This window comes from Paracidovorax valerianellae (genome assembly GCF_900102625.1).
GTDB classification, from domain to species: Bacteria; Pseudomonadota; Gammaproteobacteria; order Burkholderiales; family Burkholderiaceae_C; genus Paracidovorax; species Paracidovorax valerianellae.
Window position 1 is genome coordinate 44751 of record NZ_FMZC01000016.1, and the last position, 24095, is coordinate 68845.

Annotated in this window: 19 protein-coding genes; 7 read left to right on the forward strand and 12 right to left on the reverse strand. The window is 68.6% G+C overall.

All coding sequences use genetic code 11. The annotated features are described in order from the left end of the window. Positions 1–157: 157 nt before the first annotated feature. Both BLT03_RS19930 and BLT03_RS19935 read left to right on the forward strand, forming a co-directional pair. Complete coding sequence (locus tag BLT03_RS19930) at positions 158–1120, forward strand: porin (protein ID WP_092745515.1); 963 nt, start codon at positions 158–160, stop codon at positions 1118–1120. Between the two features lie 140 nt (positions 1121–1260). Then, the gene (locus BLT03_RS19935) at positions 1261–1461 is read left to right on the forward strand and encodes a hypothetical protein (RefSeq protein WP_092745516.1); all 201 of its coding nucleotides are present in this window, start codon (positions 1261–1263) and stop codon (positions 1459–1461) included. Positions 1462–1660: 199 nt separating this feature from the next. On the opposite strand, the gene BLT03_RS19940 is transcribed toward BLT03_RS19935, so the two are convergent. Together BLT03_RS19940 and BLT03_RS19945 are read right to left on the reverse strand one after the other, a co-directional pair. Beyond that, complete coding sequence (locus BLT03_RS19940) at positions 1661–2770, reverse strand: ABC transporter substrate-binding protein (RefSeq protein ID WP_092745517.1); 1110 nt, start codon at positions 2768–2770, stop codon at positions 1661–1663. A gap of 296 nt (positions 2771–3066) precedes the next feature. Beyond that, positions 3067–4176: an ABC transporter substrate-binding protein gene (locus BLT03_RS19945; protein ID WP_434802419.1), complete on the reverse strand. Its 1110-nt coding sequence runs from the start codon at positions 4174–4176 to the stop codon at positions 3067–3069. A gap of 232 nt (positions 4177–4408) precedes the next feature. On the opposite strand from BLT03_RS19945, the gene uvrA reads away from it, so the two are divergent. After that, entirely contained in the window at positions 4409–10255 is a 5847-nt protein-coding gene (gene uvrA, locus BLT03_RS19950) for an excinuclease ABC subunit UvrA (protein ID WP_092745518.1), read from the forward strand. A gap of 20 nt (positions 10256–10275) precedes the next feature. On the opposite strand, the gene BLT03_RS19955 is transcribed toward uvrA, so the two are convergent. Further along, positions 10276–11454, reverse strand: a complete 1179-nt coding sequence (locus BLT03_RS19955) for an MFS transporter (RefSeq protein ID WP_092745519.1) — start codon at positions 11452–11454, stop codon at positions 10276–10278. Positions 11455–11632: 178 nt separating this feature from the next. Here BLT03_RS19955 and BLT03_RS19960 point away from each other — a divergent pair, with 178 nt between their 5' ends. The 4 genes from BLT03_RS19960 (at position 11633) to BLT03_RS19975 (ending at position 16067) form a co-directional block, all read left to right on the forward strand. Next, positions 11633–12601: a LysR family transcriptional regulator gene (locus BLT03_RS19960; RefSeq protein WP_092745552.1), complete on the forward strand. Its 969-nt coding sequence runs from the start codon at positions 11633–11635 to the stop codon at positions 12599–12601. A 114-nt stretch (positions 12602–12715) separates the two neighbouring features. After that, positions 12716–14092: an aspartate aminotransferase family protein gene (locus BLT03_RS19965; RefSeq protein WP_092745520.1), complete on the forward strand. Its 1377-nt coding sequence runs from the start codon at positions 12716–12718 to the stop codon at positions 14090–14092. Continuing rightward, a complete protein-coding gene (locus tag BLT03_RS19970) occupies positions 14092–15159 on the forward strand; it encodes a GNAT family N-acetyltransferase (RefSeq protein WP_092745521.1) in 1068 nt (355 codons plus the stop codon). Before BLT03_RS19965 ends, BLT03_RS19970 begins: the two co-directional genes overlap by 1 nt. Further along, positions 15156–16067 (forward strand): arginase family protein, encoded by a 912-nt coding sequence (locus tag BLT03_RS19975; RefSeq protein ID WP_092745522.1) that lies wholly within the window; start codon positions 15156–15158, stop codon positions 16065–16067. Before BLT03_RS19970 ends, BLT03_RS19975 begins: the two co-directional genes overlap by 4 nt. Here the strand turns inward: BLT03_RS19975 and BLT03_RS19980 are convergent. The 9 genes from BLT03_RS19980 to BLT03_RS20020 form a co-directional block, all read right to left on the reverse strand. Then, on the reverse strand, positions 16024–17331 hold the full coding sequence (locus BLT03_RS19980; RefSeq protein ID WP_092745523.1) for a DegT/DnrJ/EryC1/StrS family aminotransferase: 1308 nt from the start codon (positions 17329–17331) through the stop codon (positions 16024–16026). The genes BLT03_RS19975 and BLT03_RS19980 overlap by 44 nt on opposite strands. Continuing rightward, positions 17321–17746, reverse strand: a complete 426-nt coding sequence (locus BLT03_RS19985; protein WP_092745524.1) for a DMT family transporter — start codon at positions 17744–17746, stop codon at positions 17321–17323. The genes BLT03_RS19980 and BLT03_RS19985 overlap by 11 nt, the downstream gene beginning before the upstream one ends. Continuing rightward, a complete protein-coding gene (locus tag BLT03_RS19990) occupies positions 17743–18069 on the reverse strand; it encodes an EamA family transporter (RefSeq protein WP_092745553.1) in 327 nt (108 codons plus the stop codon). Before BLT03_RS19990 ends, BLT03_RS19985 begins: the two co-directional genes overlap by 4 nt. A gap of 59 nt (positions 18070–18128) precedes the next feature. Then, entirely contained in the window at positions 18129–19022 is an 894-nt protein-coding gene (locus BLT03_RS19995; protein ID WP_092745554.1) for an alpha/beta hydrolase, read from the reverse strand. 11 nt (positions 19023–19033) lie between these two features. After that, positions 19034–19693, reverse strand: a complete 660-nt coding sequence (locus BLT03_RS20000) for an MtnX-like HAD-IB family phosphatase (protein WP_175537814.1) — start codon at positions 19691–19693, stop codon at positions 19034–19036. 67 nt (positions 19694–19760) lie between these two features. Next, positions 19761–20693, reverse strand: coding sequence for an HlyD family secretion protein (locus BLT03_RS20005; protein WP_092745526.1), 933 nt, complete (start codon positions 20691–20693; stop codon positions 19761–19763). Then, positions 20690–21448 carry an ABC transporter ATP-binding protein gene (locus BLT03_RS20010; RefSeq protein WP_092745527.1) on the reverse strand — a complete coding sequence of 253 codons (759 nt, stop codon included), beginning with the start codon at positions 21446–21448 and terminating at the stop codon, positions 20690–20692. Before BLT03_RS20010 ends, BLT03_RS20005 begins: the two co-directional genes overlap by 4 nt. Beyond that, positions 21445–22581 (reverse strand): ABC transporter permease, encoded by a 1137-nt coding sequence (locus BLT03_RS20015; RefSeq protein WP_092745528.1) that lies wholly within the window; start codon positions 22579–22581, stop codon positions 21445–21447. Before BLT03_RS20015 ends, BLT03_RS20010 begins: the two co-directional genes overlap by 4 nt. Continuing rightward, a complete protein-coding gene (locus BLT03_RS20020; RefSeq protein ID WP_245711475.1) occupies positions 22578–24029 on the reverse strand; it encodes an efflux transporter outer membrane subunit in 1452 nt (483 codons plus the stop codon). Before BLT03_RS20020 ends, BLT03_RS20015 begins: the two co-directional genes overlap by 4 nt. Positions 24030–24095 lie beyond the last annotated feature (66 nt).

Here is a 24095-nt window from a genome sequence, read left to right on the forward strand (position 1 = left end):
GGTAATGCATCAAGGCTGTTATCAAAGTGACTTTGCATGCTGGTATTTGGGCAGCAACACCTAAAATTTCGTAAGTAGTTGCACCAACGCCCGGCGGCCACCCGCTCTGCAGTGCCTACCAAACCATCTGATGAATAAAAGCATTCAAGGAAATCACATGCAAAAGACGAATCGTTTGGCACTGGCTGTGCTGGCTCTCCTGGGTAGCACCGCTGCCTTCGCTCAAAGCAGCGTCACGCTGTATGGCCGTGTGAACACCACGGTGGAACGCCAAGAAGTGGGCGACACCAAGACCACCGGTCTGTTCAACAACGCTTCGCGTTTTGGTTTCAAGGGCACGGAAGACCTCGGCGGCGGCCTGAAGGCTGGCTTCCAACTGGAAAGCGGCTTCGCTTCCGACACCGGTTCTTCCGACGCACGTGGCTTCTTCGCCCGTCAGAGCGAAGTGAACCTGTCGGGTGGTTTCGGCGCCCTGCGTCTGGGCCGCTTCACGGCTGAGTCCTACTACGCTACGGCCGACTACGTCAGCCTGCACAACCACGACACCGGTTCGTCGTCCGACGCGTTCTACGCCTACGTGATGCCCGATGCCAACAAGATTTCCTACCGCACCCCTGACTTCGGCGGCCTGACCGTCGAAGGCGCCGTGGCTCTGCACGAGCAAGCCGTCGGCGTGAAGAACGCCTATGACCTGGCTGCCAACTACAACCTGGGCGCTCTGGCCCTGGGCGCTGGCTACAGCAAGCAAGGCGACGTGAACCAGTTCGCACTGCGCGGCCTGTACACGATGGGTTCGTTCATGTTCGGTGGCTACTACCAACGTGACGAAGACGCATACGTCCTGAACGGCGGCAAGCGCAACACCTTCCGTCTGTCGGGTGCCTACCTGATGGGCGCTTCGGAATTCCACGTGAACGTGGGCCGTGCCGGCAAGTACAAGAACGTGTCTGACAGCGCTGCTACGCAATACACGCTGGGCTACAACTACAACCTGAGCAAGCGCACCAAGGTGTACGGCTACTACACGAAGGTCAACAACAGCCGCAACGCTGCTTACATGACCGGTATCGCCGGCGCTGACTTCAGCTCCGTGGCAGTGGGTGTTCGCCACGCTTTCTAATTGCTGATGGACGTCGCTTCGCAGGTGGCTTCGGCCGCCAGCCAGGCGCTCCACGCAAACAGAGCCTCACATCCCGAAAGGGGTGTGGGGCTTTTTTTCAACCGTTTCGGCCGTTCTGTTCATTCAAAAAGGAGATAGGTATGTGGAAAATCGTCGTGGGCTTCGTTCTGTTTGCTGCGCTGTCGCTCTTCGTCATCATGAAAGCCGGAGACAAAGTGGACATGAGCGGTGAAAAACATGGGGCCGATGCGGTTCACGTGCCTGAAACCGCTGCGCCTGCGGCCAGCACTCCGGCGTCGGTGCCCGCAATGCCCGCATCCGCCGCCAGCAGCGCGTCTTGAAGCGGTAGGACCAGATGCCGGGCTGATTCGCCCGGGCATTCGGCTCCGCCAAAAAGCCGAAGGCCGGCCAGTTCTCAGGAACTGGCCGGCCTTTGTCTTTTGTGTTTTGTGGATTGGGCGCGTGGCGCTTCAGCGGCTAGGACGGCCGACCAGGCCTGTCGCTGCCACTGCCACCTTGTCCTTCACCCTCGCCGGTGTCTCAGCGCCTGAATTTCCCGTCCGCTCCAATGATCGATAGCTCGGCAAAGTCCAGCCCCGTGTGGTCATCGGGGCCGAAGCTCAATTCCAGTCCGCCCAGATCGAACTTCTGCAGCCCCTCCAGGGCGGTGCGGATGCGTTCTCGCGTGGGCTTGGGGCCAGCGCGGCGCAGGCCCTCCACCAGCACCTTGGCGGCGGCGAAGCCCTCCAGCATGGCGGGGCTGACTTCCTTGCCCTGCGCCTTGGCCAGGTCGTGGGCCTCGCTCACCAGCGCCAGGTTCACGGCCCGCTCGTTGGGGAACACCTGCGTGACGATCACCCCACGCGCATTCTCGCCCAGGCTTTTGGCAAAACCTGCCGAGGCGTTGTTCGACAGCGTGGCCAGTTGTGCGGCGGAGCCGGCCGCGCGGAGCGCCTTGTAGCCCTCCGCCACGGCAGTGCTGGAGGCGATCATCAGCACGGCCTGGGCCTGCGACTGAACGATTTTGGGCACGAGGGCCGAGAAGTCTGGTTTGGTGCGGTCGACCTTTTCCTGCAGCACCGCCTTGAGCTTGGCGTTGTCCAGCCCTGTCTGGGCACCGGCCAGTCCGTCCGCGCCGAAGGTGTCGTCCGCGTGGACCACGGCGATCTTGGTGATGCCGATGGACACCAGGTGCGCGATGGCTTTCTCCGCTTCGCGCTGGTAGGGCGCTCGCACGTTGAACACGTTCTTGCGCACCGGCCTGTGCAGTGCCATGGCGCCGGTGGACGGACCGACGAGGGCGACGCCGTGCTGGTCCAGGACGGGAATGACGGCCTCGGTCGGCGGCGTGCCGCGCGTGAGGAAAAGGGCGGAAACGTGCTGCTCTTCGATCAGCTTGCGGGCGTTGGCCGCGGCCAGCGTGGGGTCGAGCTTGTCGTCCAGCGAAATGAGTTGCACCTTCTGGCCGTGGATGCCGCCGCGCGCGTTGACCGCGTCCAGATACAGCTTGGCACCGTCGGTGGTTTCCTGCACCCCCGCCGCGACCGTTCCTGTGAAGCCTGCCGTCTGTCCGATGAGGATCTGCGCAGGCGCGGCCGACAGCCATGCGGCCAGCACGAGGCCGGTGCTGAGTTTTTGAAGGGAATTCATGGAGGTTGATTCAGGGGGTGGAGATTCCGCCGCGCCGGCTTTGCAGGGCTGCAAAGATACTCTCAGGCAAGCAGCGGTTAACCCAAAGGCACGGGGATTGTGCCGCTCCCGGGTGACTTCCACCATATCCCGCTGCGGCGCTGGGCCATTGCCGCGCCAAGCACTGAAGGCGATTCACGGGCGAAGCATCAGCGCCGTGTACTCGACACGGAATGGCCTGGCCGCCTGTCGTGCGGCCCGTCCGCCGCCTCCTTCGTCAGCCGCGTCCTGTCAGCCGCGGTCCTGGTCAGCCCTGCTCAGCGGCGGAACTTGCCATCCGTGCCGATGATGGACAGGTCGGCAAAGTCCAGCCCCGTGTGGTCTTCGGGGCTGAAGTTGACCTCCAGGCCGCCCAGGTCGAACTTCTGCAGGGTTTCCAGCGCGGCCTGGATGCGCTCGCGGGTGGGTTTGGGGCCGGCGCGGCGCAGGCCTTCCACCAGCACTTTCGCGGCGGCGTAGCCTTCCAGCATGGCGGGGCTGATTTCCTTGCCCTGGGCCTTGGCCAGTTCCTGCGCTTCGCGCACCAGGGGGAAGTTCATGGCGCGCTCGTTGGGAAACACCTGGGTGACGATCACGCCGCGTGCATTGGCGCCCAGGCTCTTGGCGAAGCCCGCCGAGGCGTTGTTGGACAGCGTGACCATCTGCGCGCCCGAGCCGGCCGCGCGGAACGCGGCATAGCCTTCCGCCACGGCGGTGCCGGAGGCGATCATCAGCACGGCCTGGGCCTGCGACTGCACGATCTTGGGCGCGATAGGGCCGAAGTCCGGCTTGGAGCGGTCGAACTTTTCCTGCAGCACGGCCTTGAGCTTGGCGGCTTCCAGGCCTTTTTGCGCGCCCATCATGCCGTCGGCCCCGAAGCTGTCGTCCGCCTGCACCACGGCGATCTTGGTGATGCCCATGGAGACCAAGTGGGAGATGGCCTTTTCGGCTTCGCGCTGGTAGGTGGCGCGCACGTTGAAGACGTTCTTGCGCACGGGTTTGTGCAGCACCATGGCGCCGGTGGAGGGGCCGACCAGGGCCACGCCGTATTTGTCCAGCAGCGGAATGATGGCTTCGGTATGGGGGGTGCCGCGGGTAAGGAACAGGGCAGAGACGTTCTGCTCTTCGATCAGCTTGCGGGCGTTGGCGGCGGCCAGTTGCGGGTCGAACTTGTCGTCCAGCGAGATGAGTTCCACCTTCTGGCCCAGCACGCCGCCACGCGCATTGACGGAGTCGATGTAGAGCTTGGCGCCGTCGGTCGTTTCCTGCACCCCGGACGCCACGGCCCCCGTGAACCCCGCCGTCTGGCCGATGAGAATCTGTGCCTGGGCGGCGGACAGCAAGCCTGCCAGCAGCAGCGCCACGCCGGTTTTGCGCATGAGGTTCATGGTGTCTCCTGTCGAATCCGTAAAAGACTGCGGAGAAAAGCCCTCCGCCTGACCGGCACCATGCCGCACTTGGCAATTGGTGACAACCGGTAACACCCTGAGTGCCAGGCCTATTCCATCAGGCGGGGGCGGTTGCCAATGGCCGAGTCGCCCCGATATGGGAAAACGCCCTACCTCCTGCACGCGGCCGCAGTCCATAGAATGCTCCGCCTCCCCACCCGAAAGACCCCCGATGACCCAGGGATTGATCCGCATCCACGGCGCACGCCAGCACAACCTCAAGAACCTCGATCTGGACATTCGCACGGGCGAGCTGACGGTGGTCACGGGCCCGAGCGGTTCGGGCAAATCCAGCCTCGTGTTCGACACCCTCTATGCCGAGGGCCAGCGCCGCTACGTGGAAACCTTCAGCGCCTACGCGCGCCAGTTCCTGGACCGCATGGACAAGCCGGCCGTGGACAAGGTGGAAGGCGTGCCGCCCGCCATTGCCATCGACCAGACCAATCCGGTGCGCTCCAGCCGCTCCACGGTCGGCACGATGACCGAGCTGAACGACCACCTGAAGCTGCTCTTTGCCCGCGCCGGGCAACTGTTCGACCGCCAGACCGCGCAGCCGGTGCGCCACGATTCGCCGGAAACCATCTACGCTGAACTGCAGCGCCGCTGCGCAGAAGCTGGCGATCCGCGCATCGTCCTGACCTTTCCGGTCGAACTGCCGGTCAACACGTCGCCTGAGCAGGTCGAGCAATGGCTGTCCGCCAGCGGATTCACCAAGGTGCAGGCTGAGCGCGAGGTCGCGACGCCTACCGGCCCGCGCAAGCTGCTGGACGTGGTGGCCGACCGGTTCCGCCTGGGCACCGCCGAGAAGGCGCGCGTGGTGGAAGCCATCGAGGTGGCGATCAAGCGTGGCACGGGCCGGCTGAACGTGTACCGCCTCGTGGACGAGGGCGAGCCGGAACTCTGGCGCTTTTCCACCGGGCTGCATTGCCCGGACAGCGACCTGCGCTACAGCGAGCCGATCCCCTCGATGTTCTCATTCAATTCCGCCGTGGGCGCGTGCGACACCTGCCGCGGCTTCGGCCGCGTGATCGGCGTGGACTACGGCTTGGTGATCCCCAACGAAAAGCTCACGCTGCGTGCCGGGGCGATCAAGACCATCCAGACGCCCGCGTGGAAAGAGGCGCAGGACGACCTCATGCGGCATGCCGAAACCGCCGGCATTCCGCGCGACACGCCCTGGTACAAGCTCACCGACGACCAGAAACAGTGGGTCATCGGCGGCGCTCCCGGCTACAAGGACGGGCAATGGAGCAAGCAGTGGTACGGCATCAAGCGCTTCTTTGAATACCTGGAGAGCAAGGCCTACAAGATGCACATCCGCGTGCTGCTGTCCAAGTACCGCAGCTATACGCCATGCCCCACCTGCGCCGGCGCGCGCTTGAAGACCGAGAGCCTGCTGTGGCGCGTGGGCAGCAAGGAAGACGCCGACGCGGCAATCGACCCCGCTCGCCGTTTCATGCCCCAGGGCGTGCAATGGAGCCGCGCGCAGCTCGAAGCACTGCCCGGCCTGTGCCTGCACGACCTGATGCTGCTGCCCATCGACCGGCTGCGGCGCTTCTTCGACCGCATGGAACTGCCCGAGGGCGATGCCGCCGCGGGCGGCGATGCGCAGGCGCTGAAGCTGCTGCATGAAGAGATCACCACGCGCCTCAAATACCTGTGCGACGTGGGCATCGGCTACCTCACGCTGGACCGGCAAAGCCGCACCCTCAGCGGCGGCGAGGTGCAGCGTATCAACCTGACCACGGCGCTGGGCACTTCGCTGGTGAACACGCTGTTCGTGCTGGACGAGCCCAGCATCGGTCTGCACCCGCGCGACATGCACCGCATCACCGAAGCCATGCTGCGCCTGCGCGACGCTGGCAACACGCTGGTGGTGGTGGAGCACGACCCGGCCGTCATGCTGGCGGCCGACCGTGTGATCGACATGGGGCCCGGCCCCGGCGAGCGCGGCGGCTCCATCGTGTTCGACGGCACCACGGCCGACCTGCGCCGCGCCGACACGCTCACCGGCCAGTACCTGGGCGGTACCAAGCAGATCGGCATGGGCTACCAGCGACGCGTGACCGAATCGACGCCGCGCCTCATCCTGGAAGGCGCGCGCGAGCACAACCTGCAGAACGTGTCGGTAGAGTTCCCGCTGCAGCGGCTGGTCACTGTGACCGGCGTGAGCGGCTCGGGCAAGTCGAGCCTGATCCAGGACGTGCTGGCCCCCGCGCTGCTGCGCCACTTCGGCAAGGCGACGGAAACGCCCGGCGCGCACGACCGCCTGCTGGGCGCCGACCACCTGGGCGAGGTCGTCTTCGTGGACCAATCGCCCATCGGCAAGACGGCGCGCTCCAACCCCGTGAGCTATGTGGGCGCGTGGGACGCGGTGCGCGAGCTGTTCGCCGTGGCGCCGCTGTCGCGCCAGCGCAGCTACACGGCGGCCAAGTTCAGCTTCAACTCGGGCGACGGGCGATGCCCGACCTGCGGCGGCTCAGGCTTCGAGCACGTGGAGATGCAGTTCCTGTCGGACGTGTACCTGCGCTGCCCCGATTGCGACGGCAAGCGCTATCGGCCGGAGATTCTGGAAGTCACCATCGAGCGCGGCGGGCGGTCCTTCAACGTGGCCGATGTGCTCAACCTCACCGTGAGCGAAGCCGCCTCGCTGTTCGCCGCGGACCGCGACGTGATCCGCGCCCTGCAGCCCATCGTGGACGTGGGGCTCGAATACGTGAAGCTCGGCCAGCCCGTGCCCACGCTCTCGGGCGGCGAGGCGCAGCGCTTGAAGCTGGCGGGCTTCCTGGCCGAGGCGGCGCGCAGCGAATCCAAGTCGCGCCAGCCGCTGGCGCGCAAGGGCACGCTGTTTTTGTTCGACGAGCCGACCACCGGCCTGCATTTCGACGACATCGCCAAGCTGATGCGCGCCCTGCGCAAGCTGCTGGACGCCGGGCATTCGCTCATCGTCATCGAGCACAACCTGGACGTGATCCGCGCCAGCGACTGGATCATCGACCTCGGTCCCGAGGGCGGCGACGGCGGCGGCCTGCTGGTGGCCGAAGGCACGCCCGAAGACGTGCGCCAGCACCGCACCTCGCACACCGGGCAGGCGCTGCGCGAGTACGAGCAGGCCCTGGGCGAGGGTGGGCACTCGGTGCACGAAAAGGCTGCGGTGCTACGAAAAGAGAAGCTGCTCGCGCAGGCGGCTGTTGCGCCACCGGCCAAAAACGCCATTGAAATCGTCAACGCCAAGGAACACAACCTCAAGAACCTGAGCGTGGACATTCCGCGTGGGCAGTTCAACGTGATCACCGGCGTGTCGGGCTCGGGCAAATCGACGCTGGCGTTCGACATCCTGTTCAACGAAGGCCAGCGCCGCTACCTCGAATCGCTCAACGCCTATGCGCGCTCCATCGTGCAGCCGGCGGGCCGGCCCGAGGTGGACGCCGTGTACGGCATTCCGCCCACGGTAGCGATCGAGCAGCGCCTGTCGCGCGGCGGCCGCAAGAGCACGGTCGGCACGACGACCGAGGTCTGGCACTTCCTGCGCCTGCTCTACGTGAAGCTGGGCGTGCAGCACTGCATCTACGACGGTGCCGCCGTGCAGCCGCAGACGCCCGACAGCATCGCCGCGCAGCTGCTGCGCCATTTCAAGGGCCAGCACATCGGCTTGCTGGCGCCACTGGTGATGAACCGCAAGGGCGTGTACACCGAGCTGGCCGACTGGGCGCGCCCGCGGGGCTACACCCACCTGCGGGTGGACGGGCAGTTCTTGCCGACCACGGGCTTTCCGCGCATCGACCGTTTCAAGGAACACACGATCGAGCTGCCCGTGGCCAGCCTGGACGTGTCGCCCGAGAACGAGGGCCTGCTGCGCTCGTCGCTCGCTCGGGCGCTGGAGCTGGGCAAGGGGGTCGTGCACGTGCTGAGCCAGCTGGACGGCTTGAAGGACGCCATGCTGGCGGGCGGCGCCACCGCGCACATCGGTACGCTGCAGGCGTTTTCCACCAAGCGCGCCTGCCCCGTGTGCGCCACGAGCTACGCCGAACTCGACCCGCGCCTGTTCTCGTACAACAGCAAGCATGGCTGGTGCCCCGACTGCGTGGGCACGGGCGTCAAGCTCACCAAGGAGCAGCGCAAAGTGTTCGATGACTCGGTGCAGGACGACAAGGAAAAGGGCCGCGAGCAGACCTTCGCCGAGCCCGAAGCCGAAGACGTGGCCGACGTGGCCTGTCCCACCTGCCAGGGCTCGCGGCTGAACGCCACGGCGCGGGCCGTGCGCTTCGGCGAGAACGCCGCCGCGGGCCGCGCGGGCGTGGGCATCGCCGCCATCGCCGCGCTGTCGGTCACCGACATCCGCCAGTGGATCGAAGCGCTGCAGCAGGGCGCAGGCCTGAGCCAGCGCGAGGCGGACATCGCCCGCGACCTGATCCCCGAGATCCAGAGCCGGCTCGAGTTCCTGGAAGAGGTGGGCCTGGGCTACCTCACGCTGGACCGCGGCGCCCCCACGCTGTCAGGCGGCGAGGCGCAGCGCATCCGCCTGGCCGCGCAACTGGGCAGCAACCTGCAGGGCGTGTGCTACGTGCTGGACGAGCCCACCATCGGCCTGCACGCGCGGGACAACCAGATCCTGCTGAACGCCCTGCACAAGCTGGGCGACAAGGGCAACACGCTGGTGGTGGTGGAGCACGACGAGGACACCATCCGCCGCGCCGACCACATCATCGACATCGGCCCGAGCGCGGGCAAGCGCGGCGGCCGCCTGGTGGCGCAGGGATCGGTGGCGGACATCGCCGCGGCCGAGGATTCGCAGACCGGCCGCTACCTGCTGCACGCCATGCGGCACCCGCTGCAGGCCCGCCGCCCCGTGGTGCCGCCGGTGCACGTCGCTCGCTCGGATGCTACTTTTTTAATAGCTACCAAGGCAGAAAATACGGCGGCAGAAGGCCAAAACGATGCCAAAACCGCCCAGCCCGAGCACTGGCTCACCGTGCGCGGGGCGCAATTGCACAACCTGCAGCACGTGACGGCCAGCGTGCCGCTCAACCGGCTGGTGGCCGTCACCGGCGTGAGCGGCTCGGGCAAATCGACCCTGGCGCGCGACGTGCTGCTGGCCAACGTGCAGGCCTGGGTGCAGCAGCGATCCACCAAGGCCGGCCGCGACGCGATGGACGCCGGCAAGGCGCCGCCGCTCGTGGGCTGCACCGGCCTGTCCGGCTTCGAGACGGTGGACCGCGTGCTGGAAGTGGACCAGACCCCCATCGGCAAGACGCCGCGCAGCTGCCCGGCGACCTACATCGGCTTCTGGGACACGATCCGCAAGCTCTTCGCTGAGACGCTGGAGGCCAAGGCGCGTGGCTACGCGGCCGGGCGGTTCAGCTTCAACACCGGCGAAGGCCGCTGCCCGAGCTGCGAAGGCCAGGGCATCCGCACCATCGCCATGAGCTTCCTGCCCGATGTGAAGGTGCCCTGCGAAACCTGTCACGGCGCGCGCTTCAACCCCGAGACGCTGGCGGTGTCATGGCGCGGCAAGAGCATCGGCGACGTGCTGCAGATGGAGGTGGACGAGGCGGTGGAGTTCTTCGCCAGCATGCCGAGCATCGCCCATCCGCTGCAACTGCTGAAAGACGTCGGCCTGGGCTACCTCACGCTGGGCCAGCCCAGCCCGACGCTGTCGGGCGGCGAGGCGCAGCGCATCAAGCTGGTGACCGAACTGACCAAGGTGCGCGACGAGGTCGGCCGCCGTGGCCAGAAGGCGCCGCACACGCTGTACGTGCTGGACGAGCCCACCGTGGGCCTGCACATGGCCGACGTGCATAAGCTGATCCGCGTGCTGCACCGGCTGGTCGATGGCGGGCACAGCGTGGTCGTCATCGAGCACGATCTGGACGTGATCGCCGAGGCCGACTGGATTCTCGACCTGGGACCGGAAGGCGGCCGGGAAGGGGGCCGCATCGTGGCCGCTGCCGCACCGGAGGACGTGGTGCGGCTGGGCACGCACACGGGCAAGGCGCTGGGGCCCGTGCTGGCGCGGTAGCCTGTCGGGCGCCACCGCCCTCAGGCACGGGCGGGGGCGCTCCGCAGCGGGGCGCGTCCTTCGCTGCGGGTGCTGGCGCCCACCAGCGCCAGTCCCAGCGCGGCGAGGGCGGCCGCCACCCAGGTTACCGAAAGCAGACCCAGGCCCTGCGCGATGACCAGGCCGCCCAGCCATGCGCCGATGGCGTTGCCCAGGTTGAAGGCCGAGATGTTGAGGCTGGAGGCCAGCGTGGCGCCTTCGGGCCCGGCCTGCTCCAGGACGCGCATCTGCATGGGGGCCACGGTGGCGAACGCGGCGGTGCCCAGCACGATCACGTAGGCCATGGCGATGCCGGCATGGCCGAAGGCCCAGCGGCCGGCCACCAGCACCAGCATCAATGCGCCGATGGACAGCGCCAGCGCCCGCATCACGCCCCGGTCGGCCAGCTTGCCGCCCAGCAGATTGCCGGCCGCAAGGCCCGCGCCGAACAGCAGTAGCGTGAGGGCGACCCACGTGCCGTCCATGTGCGTCACCTTGGTGAGCAGCGGCTCCACATAGGTATAGAGCGCGAACACGCCGGCGAAACCGAATACCGTGATGCCCAGGCCGAGCCATACCTGCGCCCGCGCCAGCACGGCGAGTTCCTGCCGCAGCGGCGTCGCGGCAGGGCGACTCGTGTCGCCCGGCACGAAGGCCGCGAGGATCGCCAGGGCCACCACGCCCACGACCGCCACGGCGGCGAAGGCCATGCGCCAGCCGAAGTGCTGGCCGATCCAGGCGCCCGCCGGCACGCCCAGCAGCGTGGCCAAGGTGAGGCCCGAGAACATGAGCGCGATGGCCGAGGCTTTTTTCTCCGGCGGCACCAGCCCGGTGGCCACGACCGCTCCGACCCCGAAGAAGGTGCCGTGGGTGAGCGCCGTCAGCACGCGCGCCGCCAGCAGCCAGCCGTAGGTGGGGGCCACCACGGCCGCCGCGTTCCCGGCGATGAAGATCAGCATCAGCGCGAGCAGCAGGCGCTTGCGCGGCCACTGCCGCGTGAGCAGCGTCAGCACCGGCGCGCCCACGGCCACGCCGATGGCGTAGCCCGAGATCAGCGTGCCCGCGGCGGGAATGGATATGTGCAGGTCTTCGCTCACCTGCGTGAGCAAGCCCATGATGATGAATTCCGTGGTGCCGATGCCGAAGGCACCGGCCGCCAGGGCGAGTAGGGAGAGAGGCATGGAAAAAGCGTCCGCAGGGACGGGAGTAGATCGATGCCTGGAATGTGGCAGTGCGCGTCATCTTTGTGTAGCGGGAATAATGGAAAGGCCTTTGTGCCCCACTGGCACAAATCCGCAGTCTTCCAGTCTTTCATTGCTTTGTCTTCTTTCCATCGCAACTTCATCGCTGATGCATTCGATGCCTCATTCCCCACCCAGGCCCGACGGCGGCATGGCCGAAACCAACCGGTCCGGCGAACTGGAAATACTGGTGCTCGTGGCCGAGCGCGGCAGCCTGTCCGCTGCGGCGCGGCAACTGGGCGTTTCGCCCTCGGCCGTGAGCAAGGCGATGTCGCGGCTGGAGGCGCGGCTGGGCGTGCAACTCCTGCAGCGCAGCACGCGGCGCGTGCAGCTCACGGCCGAGGGAACGCAGCTTTACCAGGGCGCCAAGCGCCTGCTGGCCGACCTGAACGAGTTGGAGGCGGACGTGGCGGTCCGCAGCGCGCCGCGGGGCACGGTGCGCATCGGCGCCAGCACGTCCACCGGCGCCGTGTTGCTGCTGCCGCTGGTGCCGCGCCTGCGGGAATTGCACCCCGGCCTCAGCCTGGATCTGTACTTCACCGACCACGTGGTGGACCTGGCGGACGCGGGCATCGACATCGCGATCCGCTGGGGTGCGTTGCCCGCATCGGACGTGGTGGCCCGCCTGCTGGGCCACACGAGGCAGATCGTCGTGGCGGCGCCGCAGTACCTGGCGCGCCACGGCGAGCCGCTGCACCCCGATGAACTGGAAGGGCACGTGCGCCTGGGCTGGAACTACCCGCGCGCCATTCCCCACTGGCCTTTTCTGGTCGACGGCCGCCGCACGGCGGTGGACATCGGCCACGCCATCCGCGTCAACGACGGCGACGTGATGCGCCGCCTGGCGCTGGAGGGCGCCGGGCTGGCCCGGCTGTCGCTCTACCACGCGTGGGACGACGTGGCGAGCGGGCGGCTGGTGCCCGTGCTGGAGGCGTTCAATGCCGGCGACCTGGAGCCCATCCACGCCGTCTACATGGGCCGGCCCGATCGGCTGCCGCCGCGCACGCGCGCCGTGCTGGACTTTCTGCAGGCGCACGTGGACCTGCGGCACGCCGAAGTCGCGTTGCCACAGGGCGGCGTGGCCTGAGGGATTGCGTTTTTCCGGCGTCTGCACAAAGTGCGCACAAAAGCTCGATAGTCGATCAAGGTTGGGTGGCCAGACTGCGCTGCAGATGAAACCCCCTCCTGGAGCCTTTCCGACATGAGCAACGACAACGCGCAACTGCTGGCCGACGAAGCGAAATACTGTTCCTTCGGCGACACCGTCCACTACGTCAACCCGCCCAAGATCTTCGACAGCTGCGAAGGCAGCTATATGTACGACGGCGAAGGCACGCCGTACCTCGACCTGCAGATGTGGTATTCGGCCGTGAACTTCGGCTACAAGAACAAGCGGCTGGAAGAGGTCATGATCCGCCAGCTGCAGACGCTGCCGCAGGTCGCCAGCCAGTACCTGCACCCCACCAAGATCGAGCTGGCCAAGTTCATCGCGCAAGACGCCGAAGCCAAGTGGGGCAACGCGGGCCGCGTGCATTTCAACGTGGGCGGCGCGCAGGCCATCGAAGATTCGCTCAAGGTGGTGCGCAACGCCACGGGCGGCAAGAGCCTGATGTTCGCGTTCGAGGGCGGCTACCACGGCCGCACGCTGGGCGCCTCCAGCATCACGTCGAGCTACCGCTACCGCCGCCGCTTCGGCCACTTCGGCGACCGCGCGCAGTTCCTGCCGTTTCCGTATCCCTTCCGCCGCCCCAAGGGCATGACGGCCGAGGAATATTCGGAGTCGCTGGTCAAGGAATTCGCACGCAAGTTCGAAAACGAATACCACGCCGTGTGGGACCCGAAGACGCGCCAGTGCGAGTACGCGGCGTTCTACATCGAGCCCATCCAGGGCACGGGCGGCTACGTGGTGCCCCCGGCCAATTTCTTCAAGGGCCTGAAAAAGGTGCTGGACGACCACGGCGTGCTGCTGGTGGTGGACGAGATCCAGATGGGTTTCTGGCGCACCGGCACGCTGTGGTCGGTCGAGAACTTCGGCGTGAAGCCCGACGTGCTGGTCTTCGCCAAGGCGCTGACCAACGGCTTGAACGCGCTGTCGGGCCTGTGGGCGCGCGAGGAACTGATCAACCCCACGATCTTCCCGCCGGGCTCGACGCACTCCACTTTCGCCTCCAACCCGCTGGGCACCGCGCTCGGCCTGGAGGTGATGAAGATGACGCACGAGATGGACTTCGGTGCGCAGGTGCGTGCCAGCGGCGCCTATTTCCTGGACGGCCTGCGGGACCTGCAAAAGCGCCACAAGGAAATCGGCGACGTGGACGGCCTGGGCCTGGCGCTGCGCGCCGAGATCTGCACCGAAGACGGCTTCACGCCCAACCGCGCGCTGCTGGACAAGATGGTGGACATCGGCCTGGAAGGCAATCTGGAATACAAGGGCCAGAAGCGCGGCCTGGTGCTGGATGTGGGCGGCTACTACAAGAACGTGATCACGCTGGCGCCTTCGCTCATGATCACGCGCCCCGAGATCGACGAGGCCCTGGTGCTGCTGGAGCAGCTTCTCACGCGCGCCAAGCGCAGCTGATGCCCTGGCGCAACCAGCTCGAGCCGCAGGCGCTGGCCGGGCATTTCGCGGCGCATCCTCCACAGGGTTTCGCCGTGCTGCAGGGCCTGCCGGTGCCGGCCTTTGCGGCGCCGCTGGATCTGCTGACCACGGCGGACGAGGGACTGAAGGCGCGTGTGCGGGGCTTGCCGCTCTACGCGCGCTGGTCCCGCTGGCTGCGCGTGCGCACCGGGTTCGTGGGCACGACGGTGACCGAATACGCCCCGTTGCCGGCCACCGGCGCCACGCCCGAAGCCCTGGCGCAGGCCGTGCGTACCGGGCCGGGCCGGCGGTTTGCGCTGGCCATCATCAAAGATTTGCCGCAGCAGTCTCCGCTGCTGTCCGAGGCCGACAACGCCTATGCCCAGGCGGTGGCGCAGGCCTGCGAGGCGCAGGGTTTCGTGCTGGTCGAAGGGCAGGCCCTGGCGTATGTGCCCATCGACTTTTCCAGCATCGCCGAGTACCTGGCCCGGCTGTCCGCCAGCCGGCGCCAGAACCTGCGCAGAAAGCTGCGCAGCCGGGATGGCCTGGTGGTGCGCCACGTAGCCACGGGCGAGGCGTTCGCGCAGGACGCGGCGGTGGACGCCTATTACGCGCTGTACGAAGCCGTCTATGCGCAAAGCGAGGTGCATTTCGACCGGCTCACGCGCGATTTCTTCGCGGCCGTGCTGCGCGATGCGTCCAGCGGCGGCATCGCCTTCGAGTACCGGCACGCCGGCACGGGCGACCTCCTGGGCTGGAACCTTTGCTACGTGCATGGCGGCCGCCTGGTGGACAAGTACATCGGGCTGGCCTACCCGGCTGCGCGCGAAGCCAATCTGTATTTCGTGAGCTGGATGGAAAACCTCGAATACGCCCTGGCACAGGGGCTGACCCATTACGTCGCCGGCTGGACCGACCCCGAGGTCAAGCGCAGCCTGGGCGCGCGCTTCACCTTCACCCGCCATGCGGTGTACGTGCGCCAGCCCGTTCTGCGGGCCCTGGCGCGGCGTTTTGCCGGGCGCTTCGAAAGCGACCGCCAGTGGCGCGATCAGGCGGGTGCCGCATGAGGACGACCGCACCGCCACCGGTCGTGCTGGACCTGGATGGCGCCGTGGGCCGCCTGCCGGACGAATTGCGCATCGACCTGGGCAGCGACTGGCACGAGGCGCTGCGGTTCGGGTGCGGCCTGGGACGCATGAAGGACTTTCGTGCGCTGCTCGATGCGCAACTGCCAGCGGCAGCCGGCCATGGCCCCGTGTTCATGGGCAGTGGCGATTTTCACCATCTCAGCTGGCCATTGATCGCTCGGTGCATCGCCGCGCGCGGCTACACGGCCGCGCGGCCGCTGCGCGTGGTCGTGCTGGACAACCACCCTGACAACATGCGCTTTCCGTTCGGGGTGCATTGCGGATCATGGGTGCGCCGCGTGGCGATGCTGCCGCAGGTATCGCACGTGCACGTGGTCGGCATCACCTCGGGCGACATCGGCCTGGGCCATGCGTGGGAGAACTATCTCGCGCCGCTGCGCGCCGGGCGGCTGACCTACTGGAGCGTGGGGGTGAATACGCACTGGGCGCGCTGGCTGGGCCTGGAGGCGCGGTTTCGCAGCCTGCCCAATGCCGACGCGCTGGCGGCCACCCTGTACCGCCTGCTGTCGGCCCACCGCCAGCCCACGTACCTCAGCATCGACAAGGATGTGTTCGACCCTTCCGTCGTGCGCACCAATTGGGATCAGGGCGTTCTCGGTGCGCACCATGGCGCCGCGGTGATCTCGGCGCTGCGCGGGCAACTGGTGGGCAGCGACGTGACGGGAGAGGTCTCGGTGCACCGCTACCGCACGGCCTGGAAGCGCTGGCTGAGCGCGGGCGACGGCCAGCAGACCGAACTGGTCGACGAAGCCTTGCCGCAGTGGCAGGCCGCGCAGGCGGCGTTCAACCGCGTGCTGCTGGGCCAGTTGGACCGGGCGTCGGACTGAACGGCGGCTGGGATGGCGCTGCAGGCGGCGGCGTGGACGGGTCGCGGGCGGCCTGTTCCAGCGTGCGGCAGATCTGTGCAAAGCCCGCGTGGTCCAGCCACGGGCTGTTGCTGATGGACAGCACCCGTGACGCGAAGCGGCGTGCATTGGGCAGCCCTGCGGTCCGGTCTTCCGCTGCCACCAGGCCGGCGTACTCGGGGTAATCGGGCAGCACGTTCACGAACGGCAGGCTCACGCCCAGACCTGCGCCCCAGAGCGCGGCCAGCGCCGTTTCGCGGGCGGCGGCGTCGGGCAGCAGCACCAGGAACGAAGGCCAGGTGCCTTCGGCCGCGCCCACGGCAGGGCTGTCGTCCACCACCGTCAGCCCGGGAATGCTGCGCAATTGGGCGACCCGTTGCGCGGCCCGCGATTGCCCCGCCGCCAGCCACTCGGGCAGTCGCGCCAGCGCGCGCACGCCCACCGACTGCCGCCAGCGGCCCACCCGATGCAGCGGAATGCGCGCCGAAAAATCGTCTCCCGCCGCGCTCACCCGGTCACCGCGCGCCAGCGCCCGGCGCAGCGGCGCACCGTAGGCCCAGGGCAGGGCCCACGGGCGGTAGAGCGCGGCGTAGGCCAGCAGTTCGGCGCAGCGGCGCAGCTCCCAGATCGCATGGCGCGGCACGTTGTTGCGGCTGGCGCGCACGCACGCGGCCCGCAGCAGCGGATTGGCAGTGATGAGCGCGCCCCCTTCGAACAGGGTGAGGCCCTTGCCCACGGCCAGGCTGAAAAAAGCGAGGTCGCTGCCCGCACCCACGCTGGCGCCACCCGCGCGGGCCCCCAGGGCCTGGGCCGCGTCTTCGACCACCCAGGCGCCGGCCGCACGGGCCAGTGCCCGCACATTGGCCGTGTCCACCACGCGGCCTGCCAGATGGGTGGGCAGTACCGCCAGCGTGCGGTGGCAGCACAGGGGGGCGAGTTCAGAAAGGTCCAGGTCGAGCGAGTCGAGGCTGAGATCGCACAGCCGCAGCCTCAGGCCGCAGTGCGCCACCGCCAAAGCCACAAGCGGGCAGGTGTACGCCGGCGCCACGACCTCATCGCGCTCGGGGGCCAGGCTGCGCAGCGCGGTGAGGGCCACCACCAGCGCCGCGGTGCCCGAGCATTCGATCTGCACGGCCGGCACGTTCAGAAAGCGCGCCAGCGCACCGCCCAGGTCGGCATCGCCGCCGGGCAGCAGATCTGCCACGCCCAGCGGCAGGCCCGCGGTGGGCGGGGCTTCACGCGCCATCGGCGGCCGGTGCGTTTGGAGGGGCGTTGGAAGGCGCTGCCGTTTCGGTGTCGGCCTCGCTGCGCGCCAGGCAGGCGATGCCTGCGAGGATGAGCGCTGCTCCGGCCACCTGCGGCCAGCCGATGGGTTCCGCGAACAAGAAGGCCGACAGCAGCAGGACGGTGACGACTTCAAGGTGCGACGCGGCGAATGCCGGTCCGATGGGAGCGTGCTCCAGCAGCGTCATCCAGGTGAAGAACGCACCCACGTAACCCACGAAGGCCCCGTAGATCCACGGGTGGCCGAAGACCCGCGCGAGCCAGTCCACCGAAAACTCCAGCGGCAGGGCGTGTTCGCCCGCGAGCTTGAAGCTGATCTGCGCGAGCGTGTCGAACGCCACCAGCGCGAAAAAACCGAGTGCATAGAAGCGCTTCATCCGTGCAGCCCCACGACCGCCACGCCCGCGGACACCAACAAAATGCCCGCCACACGCATGCGCGAGAGATTTTCGCGGAACAGCCACCGGCCCGCCACCATGACGGCGACGATGTTGATGGAGCCCAGCAGTACGCCATCCGACAGCGGTACCAGCGACAGGAAGGCCAGCCACACCAGGAACTCCACCACATAGCAGCCCACGCCGATCCAAAGCCACGGCCGGCGCGCCATCCAGGCCCACCGGGCCAGGCCGGTGCCGGCGCGAGAGTTGGCAGTGGCCGCGGCCTTGAAAGCCAACTGCCCGCCCGTGTCCACCAGCATGTTCAGCGCCCAGAGCCCGGCCACCAGGGGCGTGATGCCGCTGTCGGCGCCGGCCAGGCTCACGGTGTGGTCCCCCGGGCGATCTGCTCGGCGAAGGCCACGGTGCGGGCCACGACGGTGCGGCGCTCCCGGTCGATGGTGATCATGTGGTAGCTGTCGTCCAGCAGCACCAGCTCCACCGGCGCATGCCGGACGCCCTGCACGATGGCCCGTGCGTTGGCGGCCGAGGCGATGTCATCGTTGCGCGCATGGAGCACCAGGCAGGGCGAACGCACGCTGCCCAGGCGCCTGAGCACGTGCGCGGCCAGGGCGCGCATTTCGATCACCGACCACCATGGATTGCCCGGCAGGCCGGCGGCGGCGCTGTCGCCGGAGTGCATCTGCGCCACCACGCGCTCGCGCAGGGCGGCATCCTTGATGCCGTAGGGCGGCTGCTCCATGAACACGCTGCGCCGCCCGATGCCCAGGGCGCGGAAAAGCGGCAGCAGGAACGACAGCCGCGTGTATGCCGGCATGCTCCAGCCGTCGTAGCGAAAGGTGGGCGACAGCGCCACCACGCCAGCGACCTGGCCGGGGCGGTCTTGGGCCAGCGCCAGTGCCAGCACGGCCCCCATCGACAGGCCGCACGCCACCAGGCGGCCGCCCGTGGCCTGGGCGAGCCGGTCGGCGCCCCGCTGCACGCTGGCGAGCCAGTCCTGCCAGCGCGTGGCGACCAGGTCGTCCTGCGTGCCGCAGTGGCCGGCCAGCTGCACGGCCAACACGGTGAACCCGGCGCGGTGCAGCCCCTTGGCGAGCAGGCGCATTTCGTTGGGGGTGCCGGTCAGGCCGTGGATCAGCAGCACGCCGGTGGTGGCGTTCGCGCCGTGCCCGCGCAGGAGGTATTCGTGGCGCGTGTCGGCGCTGCTGGCCGACGGCGCGTCGTGGTCCGCCGAGGGGAGCGCTTCGCGTGACATTACGGCGGTGTTCATGCCGTCAGCTCCTCGGCGGTTTCCTGCAAGGGCGCCAGCAGGGCTGCGAACTCCGAGAAATCGTTGAACGGGGCGTGGGCGATGCGGTGGCGTTCGCAGTATTGGATGAGCTTGTACTTGGCCAGCACGAAGTCTGCTTTGCCGGACACGCAGAAGTCGGAAGTGCCATCGCCCACGAACAGCACGCGGCCGTGCTTGGCCTGCTGCTCCGCCAGCCGCTCGCACTTGCAGTTGCCGCTGGCGCGTGCGCACGTGGGGCTGCTCCAGGGCGATTGCAGCGACCAGCTGCGCGGGCCGGTCTGCACCAGCCGGTTAGCGATCACGGGCAGGTCGTCCAGGCCATGCCGTTCGAGCACGGCATGAATCGCGTAGTCGATGCCGTCGCTCACCACCTGCACCGGCATGCCGCGTTCGCGCGCGGCACGCACGAAGGCCCCGAAATACGGGTCCACGCCGATGGTGGCCAAGTGTGCGTCGAGCTCGGCGCGGTCCATGTCGAGCAGGGCGACCTGGCCGGCCATGCACTCGCGCGAGCCGATCTCGCCGCGTTCCCAGGCGGTTTCCAGTGCCTCCCAGCCGTCGCGGCCGAAGCGCTGCAGCAGCGAGTCGGTCACGTCTTCGGTGCTGATGGTGCCGTCGAAATCGCACTGCACCATCCATCCGGCGCCGAGGGCCGGGCGCCGGGGGCGGCGGGCGTCGATCAGGGGCCGGTATCCGTTTGCGTCATTCATGGAAGCTCACTCTCACGTTCTGTCCGACGCGCGCCGTGGGCGCCTGGTCGAACTCCAACACACATTCGACGATCCGCACCGGGCCGCGCTGCAGGTCTTCCTGCAGCCGTCCGGTGCCCAGAACGGGGCTCACCCGCACCACGTGCGCCGGGGGCAGCGCGGTGGAGACGGCGTCGCCATCGCTCGTGACCGAAGCGCGCTGGCCCACATGGACCTGGGCCGCGTAGCTTTCGTTGAGTTCGGCGCGCACCACCAGCGTGCGGTGCGGCAGCAGCGTGATGGCAGCAGCGCTGCCGTTGGCCGCCAGCGGCGCACGCTGGCCCGCCTGGGTGCCCACGCGGACCACGGTCCCGTCTTCGGGCGCATGCAGCTCCAGTCTCGAACGCTGGGCCTGCACCTGCGCCAGCCGGCTGCGTGCTACCTCGGACTCGGCCTGGGAGATGGCGAGTTCGGACTCGGCATCGCGCACGGCCTGCTGGGCCTCCTCGGAACGCTGGGGCTCCGCAGCACCGGCCGCCACGGCTTCGGCCAGCCGCGCGGCAGTGCGCCGCAGTGACGGCAGGCGCTGCGCGCGCGCCTGGTGGCGGGCCTGGGCCAGGCGCAGTTCGGATTCGGCAACGGCCGCATCGGCGTTCGTGGCCTCGCCGGCCAGACGCAGCAGCAGCTGGCCGCGCCGCACGTCCTGACCTTCCTGCACGGCCACGGCCTGGACCATGCCTTCTTGCGCAGGCGAGAGTTCGAGCAAGCCGCCGGGCACTTCGATCTTGCCCCGTGCGACGGCCACTTGGCCCGCGCTGGCGGGCTCGGCTGCGGTTGCCACGGACAAGGGCACGGTCTTTTCGTTGCACGCGACGAGCATCAAGGCGGCGGCGAGCGCCGGCAGAAGACTGAGCAGGGAAGGGGGCGTGAAGGGAATGCGCATCATGGGATCGTCGTTGTAGGGGGCGCTTCGGGCTGGCGCCAGTCGCTGCGGATGGCGCCGTCCTCCATGCCCAGCACCCGGTCGGCATGGCGCACCAGCCGGGGGTCATGGCTCACGCACAGCACGGTGGTGCCGTGCACGTGGGCGATGCGGTGCAGGATGTTGATCACACGCTGTCCGCTGTCGGCGTCCAGCGCACTGGTGGGTTCGTCGGCAAAGAGCAGTTGCGGCTCCTTGGCGATGGCCCGCGCGATGGCGACGCGCTGCTTCTCGCCGCCCGACAACTGCGCGGGTCGCATGTTGGCGCGGTGCGAAAGATCCACTTCGTCCAGTGCGCGGCGGGCGCGCTGCTCGCTCTCGCGGTCGCTCAGCCCCAGGTAGCCCAGCGGCAGTTGCACCTGCTCCAGCGCCGTCAGCGCGGGAAAGAGGTTGAATCCCTGGAAGACGAAGCCCGTGTGGTGCAGTCGAAAGCGCTCCAAAGCGCGAACGCTCAAGGCACCGAGATTTTCGCCCAGCGCGATGGCCTGGCCCGCATCGGCCTGCTGCAGGCCGGACAGCAGCGACAGCAGCGTGCTCTTGCCGCAGCCCGACGGGCCTGAAATGAGGGTGAGTTCTGCCGGATACACGGCCAGCGTGAGGCCTTCGATCACCTGCACGCGCACCACGCCCGACACGAAGGATTTGTGCACCTGCACGGCCTGCAGGCTGGGGGTGAGGCGGTGGGCCGCAGCGGTGGCGGTGGCAGTGGCGTTGGTCATCGCAAAAGCAGAGCCGGGTCGGCGCGCAGCAAGCCGCGGATGGCAAAAAATCCCGAGAACAGGGCCACGATGCCCACCAGCACGGCACAGGCGGCCGCTACACGGGGTGTCATGGCGACCGGCACGCCGTAGGCGGCGGCCATCCCGAGCAGTGCGGCGCTGGTGGCGCCGGCGAGCAGCAGGCCCAGCCCGCCGATCCAGCAGGCCTGCTCCACCACGAGCCGGCCCAGGGCCCCGCGGCTGGCGCCCAGGGCGTTGAGCACGGCGTATTCGCGCGCCGTGCCGGCCACCACGCCCATGAGCGACTGGCTGGTGACCACGGTGCCGACGAGGCACACCACGATGACCATGAACAGCACGGCCACGCCGGCACCCGTATCGAACATCCAGTAAAGCTGCGAGCGCCGGGCGAACTGCGTGGCCGTCCACACTTCAAACGGGCCGAAGCCGGGGCCGCCCTGCGACAGCCTCGCCTGGGCCGCGGAGGCATCGGCCGGGCTGCGGGTGCGTGCCACCACGTAGGTGGTGCCGGGTGTTCCATCGTTGCCTGCGATTTCGCGCGCGGTGTCCAGCGAGGCCAGCACGTTCACGCCGCCCAGGCCGCGAATCCCGTCCACGGCGGCCGCCACGCGCACCGGCCGGCTGTTGATCCAGGCGGTTTGCCCGACCTGCACGCCCAGCGTGTCCAGGTCGGCGCGGTCCACGATCACCGCGCCCGGCTCGCGCAGCGATTCGCGTTGCCATGGAGCGATGAGGCGCGCGAAGAGCATGCCGTCCGGCGCGCTGCGAATACCTGAAACGTAGACCGACACGCCACCCGCGCCCGGCTGGGCGCTGCGCCAGTCGCCATCCACCCAGAGGTACGACTCGGCGGCGGTGACGGCGGGGTCCATGCGCACGCGGCTTTCCACGTCGCGGCCGATGGCGCGTCCGAAATTCACGCTCTGCGTGCCGGGGTAGCCGGCCCAGAGGTCGGCCGTCGACGCCCGCACGTACACCGCCGCACTGCCGAAGATGCCCAGCACCAGCGCCGCCTGCACCATCAGCAGCAAGCCGGAGAAGCCGACGGCGAACACGGCCGGCACGAACCGCCGCCATTCGTAGACCAGCGTCTTGCGGGCCAATGGAATCATGGCGCGCCTCCGGCTTTCGCTGCCACGGTGGCGGTGGCGGCCGCGCCCGCCGTGGTGTCCGCCGCCGGCAGCGGGGCGCCGCCCAGCGCCTTGTAGAGCGCCACGAAAGCCAGGGCGCTAGCGTCCTGTGCCGTGTCGCGCTCCGCAGCTGCCTGTAGGGCCGCGCGCCGCTGCGGCAGGCTGTCGTATTCGCTCGCCAGCCCCAGGCGGCGTTGTTGTTGTCCGGTGGCGATGCGCTCCTGCAGCAGGCCCAGGGCCTGTGCGAGCGCATCGGCCCGCGCCTGCTGCGCGCCCAGGGCAGAGAGCGCGCCTTCGGCTTCGGCCACGCCGTTGTTCACCGCGCGCTGGTAGCCGATGAGGGCCGCGTTCATCGCTTCCTGGCGGGCATCCACCTGCATCCGCCGGCGGCCCCAGTCGAAGAGCGGAATATCGATGACGGGACCGAGCGCGGGCGCGTTTTCGCTGCGTGTGCGGAAATGCTGGGTGATGTTGTACGAGTACAGCAGCGAGCCCATGAGCGCGATGCGCGGATACAGCTCGGAGCGCGCCAGGCCCAGTGCGGCAGCGGCCTTGTGGACTTCGGCTTCGGCGGCGTGCACGTCGGGCCGGGTGCGCAGCAGGTCGGCCGGCAGTTCGGCCAGTGCGAAGGCCGGGAGCGTGGGTTCCGTGTTGCCGGGCCGCGCTGCGCTCCACGCGGGATCGGGCGAGGTGCGGCCCAGCAGCACGGCCAGGGCCTGGGCGGCGCGGGCTCCGGCTTCGCGCGGTATGGTTTGCGCTGCGCGGGTTTGGGCAGCCCGCACGCGGGCTTGCGCGATGTCGTCCGCCGGGCCAAGGCGCGTGCGCAGGCGCACCTCGGCCAAGGCCGCGCTGCGTTCATCCAGCGCCGCCATTTCGGTCAGCCACTGCACCTGCCGGCCCGCGGCCCGCAGGTCGAGGTAGTTGCGCACCACGTCGGCGATGACCGCGACGCGAACGCCCTGCGCATCGGCGCCGGCGGCGTCCAGCTCGGCTTCACCGGCCTGGCGCGTGCTTTGGGCGGCGCCGAACAGGCCCAGTTCCCACACCATGTCGATGCTGGCGTGAAAGTACGTGTCGGTGGCGGAAATGTCCTGCAGCGACCGTGCGCTGGCGCTGAGCGAAGGGCGGAACTGCAAGGCCGCGCGGCCCGATTGCAGCCGCGCTTCGCGCAGCCGGCTGGCCGCCTGTGCCAGATCGAGGTTGCGGGCCAGCGCCTCTTCCACCAGCGCATCGAGCGCCGGATCGCCGAGGGCCTTCCACCAGGTCCTCAGGTCGGCGGGCGCTGCACCGGCCGGAACCGGCTGGTTCCAGGTGGTGGACACCGGGGCCACGCCCTGCAGCGAAGGGGCATCGGTGCCCCCCAGCGCCGCGCACCCGGCCATCAAGAACGACAGGGCAGCGCACGGCAGGAGGCGGAGGGAGCGGTTCACGCGGTCAGGCAAGGAAGGAATGGGAGGGGCGTCAGGGTGCGCTTGGTGCAGGCATTGGGCCTCCCA